Source organism: Pantoea sp. QMID4, from assembly GCF_030270445.1.
GTDB classification, from domain to species: domain Bacteria; phylum Pseudomonadota; class Gammaproteobacteria; order Enterobacterales; family Enterobacteriaceae; genus Pantoea; species Pantoea vagans.
In genome coordinates, this window is sequence record NZ_BSXL01000010.1 from 150,904 (window position 1) to 157,705 (window position 6,802).

The 6,802-nt window shown below is 54.0% G+C and carries 4 protein-coding genes and 1 pseudogene; 4 read left to right on the plus strand and 1 reads right to left on the minus strand.

Annotated features, from left to right (window positions below; all coding sequences use genetic code 11):
* Positions 1-317: 317 nt before the first annotated feature.
* Positions 318-1,901 carry a sensor domain-containing diguanylate cyclase gene (locus QSK07_RS20740; RefSeq protein WP_285722602.1) on the plus strand — a complete coding sequence of 528 codons (1,584 nt, stop codon included), beginning with the start codon at positions 318-320 and terminating at the stop codon, positions 1,899-1,901.
* Positions 1,902-1,925: 24 nt separating this feature from the next.
* Here QSK07_RS20740 and QSK07_RS20745 read toward each other — a convergent pair whose 3' ends face one another.
* Positions 1,926-3,707 carry a sensor domain-containing diguanylate cyclase gene (locus QSK07_RS20745; protein ID WP_285722600.1) on the minus strand — a complete coding sequence of 594 codons (1,782 nt, stop codon included), beginning with the start codon at positions 3,705-3,707 and terminating at the stop codon, positions 1,926-1,928.
* 530 nt (positions 3,708-4,237) lie between these two features.
* Here QSK07_RS20745 and QSK07_RS20750 point away from each other — a divergent pair.
* The 3 genes and pseudogenes from QSK07_RS20750 to QSK07_RS20760 form a co-directional block, all read left to right on the plus strand.
* A pseudogene (locus QSK07_RS20750) lies at positions 4,238-5,040 on the plus strand (methyl-accepting chemotaxis protein).
* 415 nt (positions 5,041-5,455) lie between these two features.
* Positions 5,456-5,695, plus strand: coding sequence for a transcriptional regulator (locus QSK07_RS20755; protein ID WP_285722596.1), 240 nt, complete (start codon positions 5,456-5,458; stop codon positions 5,693-5,695).
* Between the two features lie 426 nt (positions 5,696-6,121).
* Positions 6,122-6,802: GAF domain-containing protein (locus QSK07_RS20760; RefSeq protein ID WP_285797971.1), on the plus strand; the 681-nt coding region annotated here is incomplete at its 3' end.

Genomic DNA, 6,802 nt, shown 5'->3' on the forward strand with positions numbered 1-6,802 from the left:
CACCATGATAAATGGGGCAGATTCTGCCCCGTTATTTTTCGTGCCTGCAGCACCTTATGCTGGTGCTCAGCGATAATAAAGGCGTCTCACCTGATCCGGTCGCGGCTTAATTCGTTTCATTATTACTGCTTAATTATTTTCATCTGCCATTTCTCAGTGCCTGAGAAATGCTCAACAAGGCCTTATGCAAGCCTGTACGGATTTGTCCTGCGCCCGGCAATGCAGCGTGATCCACTGTAAATCATCTTCTGTTCTTCCCTTGACGTTAAGCATCAACTGTTACACTCAGGTGATACTTTATCCGGATACCGACTGCAATGTTCCATGAAAAAATGCGCCTTCGTTCGCTGCTGACTTTGCTTTCCATTGGGGGCGTTATTCTGACCTCCGGTCTGCTGCTGAGTGCGCTACTGCTGTTTCAGAAGGCCAATATTGAAGACAGCCTGCTTGAAGGAAACATTGCTTATGCCCGCAAGCTGGCCGATACCACCGATCGTTACCTGACGACAGCACAACGGGAACTGGCCTGGAGTGCATCGCAGATCAAGGGCCTGAGCGATCTGAAACAGCTAAAAGCAGAAACCGATCGTCTGCGCATGCAGTCAGGCTTTTTTAACTCGGTGGTAGTGGTTAACCACGATGCCATTATTGCGGCAACCTCACCGGATAGCCTGAATCTGATAGGCGTGAAACTTCACTCAGCAGCCAGTCTGCAGGCTATAGCCACCCGTAAGCCCTTTATCTCAGCGCCTTTTACCTCTGCCGCCGGAAACTATGTGGTGTTTTTATCTCAGCCGCTGTTCAACGAAGAAGGGGGCTATCTGGGCTATGTCGGCGGCACCATTTATCTTAAAAAACAGAGCATGCTGAGTGAGATCCTGAGCCAGCATTTTTATACCAAAGGCTCGACGGTCAGCGTGGTCAGCAATGAGGGGCTGATTATTTTCAGTCATGATCCGGCGCTCGTCGGAACGAAGATGTTGTTAAGCCTGGCTCTGCAGAAGCGTCTGTCCACTACGGAAAGTGGACATTTTACCCTGGAAAATGGGGGGCAAAACTTTCTGACCGGCTATGGCACGCTGCATAAAACCGGCTGGAATGTGTTTATTACCGGCACCTCTGAAACGGTCAGGCATATTCTGCTGCGCACGGCAGAAAGCGCCATTTGGTTCGTTCTGGGTATTATTCTCGTGACGGCCGGCGTGATTGCTTTTATGGCTGGACGGATCGCTTCGCCACTGGAAAAGCTGGCGGACAGAGTACGGGATGGCGGCAGTGAAGCACAGGCGGAGTCACTCGCCACCGTCAAAACCTGGTATTACGAGGCTGACCGGCTCAAAGAAGCGGTGCAGGAGTATCGCCATGCCGTGGCAGGCCATCTGGCTGCGCTTAACGATGAAGCGATGACCGATCCGCTGACCGGGCTCTGCAACCGTCGCGGATTTTCGGCGCTGGCGACGCAGGCTGACAGTGAGCATGAACAGTGTGTCATCGCGATTGATATTGACCATTTCAAGAAGATCAATGACTGGTATGGGCATGACGCGGGCGATGCGGTCCTGGTGAGCCTGGCGGCGTTGCTGCGTCAGGTCTGCCGCACCGGCGATATCGTCAGCCGGTTTGGTGGCGAGGAGTTCATACTGCTGCTGCCGGACGCTAAGCTGGCCGATGCTGCCCGCACTGCAGAACGCATTCGTGAGGCCGTCTGCGCCACCACCTTCCCGTTCGCCGGGACGATGACCATCTCCGCAGGCGTGGCTTCACAGGATGACCAGAGTCGCGATCGTGAGGCTCTGCTGCGCCGGGCGGATGAAGCACTTTACGAGGCGAAAGCAGCCGGGCGCAATACGGTTATCATTGCCGGACCGGACGGATTCAGTACGCCTGAGTCTGCCAGATAAGATTGCGGGGCAGGGAAGACAGAATCAGCACTTACTGCGTAATCGCCAGCCGAGCCACTCATCCAGCGCCGCTTCCGGCAGCGGCCTGGAGTAGAAAAATCCCTGAGCCTGGTCGCAGCCGAACTCGGTCAGTGCCATAACGGTTTCCGCATTCTCCACGCCTTCGGCCAGCACCATGTAATCAAGGTCTTTGAGCATCGCAATAATACTGCGGGCAATGACGCGTGATGCAGTGTCAGACGAAATTTCACTGATCAGTGAGCGGTCCAGCTTGATGACATCCAGCGGCATGCGTCGCAGATAGCTGATATTACTGTAGCCGGTACCGAAGTCATCCAGTGAAATACCAAATCCCCGTAGCTTCAGCATTTCAAGCCCCTGCATCGCGGTCGGGCTTTCCAGAATCCGTTCCGTTTCCAGACACTCAATGCCCAGCAGCGAAACCGGCAGCTTCGCTCTCAGCATCTGTTCTTCCAGTTCATCAGCAAAACCGTCACGGGAAAAATCGCTGCTGCTGACATTAATGGTGATGGGCAGCTGAATATAGCTTTCGCGAAGACGTGAGAGACGGGCAATGGCGTGCTCTGTGACCCAGGCGGTCAGCTCGCTAAGCAGTTGGGTTTGCCCGGCAACGGGTAAAAACTGCGCAGGTGAAAGCTCGCCGCGCTGCGGATGCTGCCAGCGGATCAGCGCTTCCAGTCCTATCGGCTTACCGCTGTGAAGGCAGATTTTCGGCTGCCAGGCGAGCCATAACCCTTTATTCTGGCGTATCGCAGTGGCCAGGTCATGCATCAGGGTGAAATCCTGGGTATGTCGCGTATCAGTGGCTTCACTGAAAGGCATTGAGGCAACGTCCCGGGTAATGGCTTCGTGCAGGGCGCTGACTGCACGACGCAGGATCTCCTGAGCAGGCATCTCACCCGTATTGAAACTTGCCTCACCGGTGTGGGTCATCAGCGCAACCGATAGCCCATCACCCAGATCGGCGCTGATCCCTGCCAGCTTATTGGCCACCCAGCTGGCAGTGAGCCTGCTCTCCTGCCGTGTCAGCAGGGCAAAGCGTCCGGTTGCTACAGTGTAAAGCATTTCTGCCGGGGCAGGGCGCAGACGCAGCGGCAGCAGTGTTGCCACATCCTTCAGCAGACTTTCAACCGGCCCCATGCCCATTGAACGCGCCAGCTCGTAAGCTCGCGGCATATCAATACAGTCAATCAGCACCAGCCGCCGTGGCGTAGTGTCTCCTGAGGCGGCAAGGAACTGCAGGTCGCGGATCAGACGCTGACGATTTGGCAGGCCGGTTACCGGGTCGGCAAAGCCAGCCGAGTACCAGGCGTCAAGAAAGGACGTCACCAGCGCGGCCAGCATTTTCAGCATCGCCACCTGAACGTCACTGAAGCGATGAGGTGCCGTGTCGGTCACGCAAAGTGTACCCAGAATCAGGCCGGTACTGCTTTTAAGTGGCGCGCCAGCATAGAAACGGATAAAAGGCGCGCCTGTAATCAGCTTATGGGTAGCAAAACGGCTATCCAGCAGGGTATCGGGCACCACTACCGTACTGTCACTGTCCACGGCGTGCCGGCAAAGCGAGTCCTGTCGCGTGGATTGAGTCAGTGTGAAATTGTGCGCCGCTTTGACGTGCTGCATCTCATCATCCAGAACGGAGATAAAGCTGCCGGGAATGCCAATGGCCTGGCTGGCCAGCCGGACGAACTGTCGCAACACATCGTCACGACTCTCGTCGTTACTGCGCAGCGCGTGCAGGGTTTGCGTACTGCAATCGTCGCCGCCGCTAAGGCTCATAAGCATGGGTTCCTCCGCACCGGCTGGTTACGGCGCGAAACTAAACAGAAAAATTGAAGAGAATAGCGTCATGACTACAGGCTATTTCTGTAAAAAGAAAGAGTCATGACGATTTATTTTTTATTACTTTGCCTGCCAGGCATGAGCAGAATAGCAAATCCTTTTTCTTTAGCGAAATATTTTATGAATGACAATTCTATTATTTTGTCGTAAAAAACTTTTAATTTCTGAAATACCTTGCCAGAATAGTAAGCATAAGCATAGTGCGCTACATACTAACGCATTAAACCAGATGACATAACTTATTTTTGTTTAATTTTAACTAGACCAATGACAACATCGGGGAAAACATTATGAACTCACTCAGGCATTTCACTATTCGCCGCGTTGTCCTTTGGATAATGATTGTTTAACTGGGCGAGGTCGCGCTGGCAGGTGGCTTCAGCAGTCAGATCGTGCAGGATATTTATCGTCAGACCAATCACTCAGCTGTTCTGACGCAGCAGCTGAATTTTCTTACGCACAGCGCTCTTGTTATGCAGGGCGGAACAAGAGCAGATAAAAACGCCTGGTCGACTTAAGGCCGGCCAGTGCTGACCGGGATAGCTTTCGTGCAGCACTTACGACCTCACCCCCGGAGTATGCAACGGTGATCCGCACGAAGTTGGATAGCTGCGACGCAGCAGCTGGCACACAATCAGGCTGCTCTTAACGCTGACCGGCGTCAGCTCAAGCGCGTGAACTGGCCGCCAGCACCACGGATATGACCCATCAGGGCGTAGAACTGGTTCAGCGGGTGTCGGCAGCCATCATCAGCATCGCGCAGGGATCAGAGAAAATCCGACAGTTCATTGCTACCATCAATGGCATCGCAATTCAGACCAATATTCTGGCGCTCAACGCCGCAGTAGAAGCCGCGCGTGCGGGCGAGCAGGGCCGCGGTTTCGCGGTGGTTGCCAGTGAGGTACGTTCACTGGCCCAGCGAAGTGCTGCGGCCTCCAGAGAGATCAAAGAGCTGATAGCCGATACCGTGGCACGCGTGGATGATGGCCGACGGGCGGCAGAGAGTGCCGGAACGACTATGGAAGCCGTGCTGCGCGGTGTCGGTGGCGTCAATGAACTGATTGGACAGATTGCGCTGGCTTCGGATGAGCAGAGCAAAGGAATTGCCCAGGTCATCGTGGCGGTGGCTGAATTTGACCGCGTTACGCAGCAGAACGCGACGCTGCTTCAGCATGTTTCGGCGACGGCAGGCAGCCTTAATGGGCAGACTGAAACGCTGGGCAGCGTCATTACCCGCTTCACCCTGCCACCGCAGGTCGTCGGGATAGTGAACTGACATTTGCATCGATTAAACACAAGTGGCCGTGTGTATTCCGGTCAGGCTATGCCTGACCGGGTGTTTTATTCATCTGCAGATAACGGCTCTGTAAAGTAAAATAATGGCTAATAATCACTCTCTTTTATTACTGAATGAAAAAAGTCACCCTGGTCAGACGGTGATGAATGTTAATCATTACCTGATTATTATCACTAACCAGAAGGCGAGGGTTATTTTTAGCGGTGCAATAATTATCCGGTTTACGAATTGAATATAATTACAGTTAATCTCTGTGGTTTTACCTGAGCTTTACGCTTTCCTGACGATTACGGATCGCCGCCCATTTAAAACTTAACTCAAATTTATGTGTTGGCTACAGGCGGATTTGGTTACCTGACCATCTCACCGGGGCACCGTATGCGGAGCATTTCATATGGGAAATCAGATTTTACAGCGGCCTGTTGCCGTCCAGGGTAACGTACGTGAGCTGCGCCTTGCGGCGGGTCTTTCGCAGGAGATTGCAGCCGAACGTGTCGACCTTAGCCAGCGCGTCTGGCAGTCCAAAGAAGCATCCAAAAATCCTGCGCTGCTCAGTCAGGGGGAGTATGAACTGCTGATGCTGCTGGCGGGAGAGCATCCGCACTACGAACTGGTTCCAAAGCTTAAAAAGTAAGGCGTTCGGCCGTTATTTTCTCTGAAGTTAACTTATTTCAGGCCGATATAAAGAGCTAAGCGAAGCGCATTAATTCGCGCGTCTTATCTGCTCAGGCAGGATTGTCCTGGCACGGTCCGCTATTAACTGCCAAACCGTCACGACCGCACTGCCCGGCATAACGTATTAACCGGCATCCCGCTGTCTGTGATGCCGGATTTATCGGACTCGTTGCGGCTGGTTTTTGCTGCAGAGTTCACTGATGGGCCTTTCTTCCGGCAGCGGGTCGGCAGCCAGTTCTGCACGTCCTGTCTGATTGAACGTGTCCTCTTCATGCTGCGTCATGCCGGCCACAGCAGATAACATCAGAGGGGATTTACGCTGAAACGTCCAGTTTATCATGATGCCGAGGCGGCTCGCCTTGATGCACTTAAGCAGTATCATCTGATGGATTCACCGCCGAACGATGCGCTGGATCGCCTCACCACGCTTGCTGCGCGACTGTTCCGCGTACCGGTGGCTTTTGTATCGCTTATCGATGAGAAGCGACAGTTTTTCGCTTCCCGCTACGGTTTAAACATTTCCGGTACGTCGCGCAACGTTGCCTTTTGTCACCATACGATGGCGCAGGGCGATATTCTCTGCGTGCCCGATACGCTGAAAGATCCCCGCTTCCGCGACAGTCCGCTGGTTCACGGCTACCCCTTTATCCGCTTTTATGCCGGGATCCCGCTCTCAACGCCGGATGGTCATCACATTGGCACCGTCTGCCTGACCGACAGTCATCCGCGTGAGCCGATGACTGCAGAAGATCGGAAGCATCTCGCAGATATAGCTGCGCTGGTGATGGATCGCATGGAGATGCATCGTCTGGAATTACTGCGCTACACCAGTCAGCAGCGTCTTCAGGCAATCTCATCCACCTCACCCGACGCCATTGTCTGTACTGATCTGCGGCGCGGCATCACCTTCTGGAATCCGGCAGCCACTGCTCTCTTCGGCTACAGCGCAGAGGAGATGAGAGGTCAGTATGTCAGCGAGCTGATCCCGGCGCGCTGCCAGACTGACTACCGTAACGAGCTCGCCCGGATTACTTCAGACGAAGCGGCTATCTCTCACCCACGTTCG

Coding starts and splice junctions, on each gene's coding strand:
- QSK07_RS20745 (WP_285722600.1), bottom strand. CDS start 3,707: ATGCTTATGAGCCTTAGCGGCGGCGACGATTGCAGTACGCAAACCCTG.
- QSK07_RS20755 (WP_285722596.1), top strand. CDS start 5,456: ATGGGAAATCAGATTTTACAGCGGCCTGTTGCCGTCCAGGGTAACGTA.
- QSK07_RS20740 (WP_285722602.1), top strand. CDS start 318: ATGTTCCATGAAAAAATGCGCCTTCGTTCGCTGCTGACTTTGCTTTCC.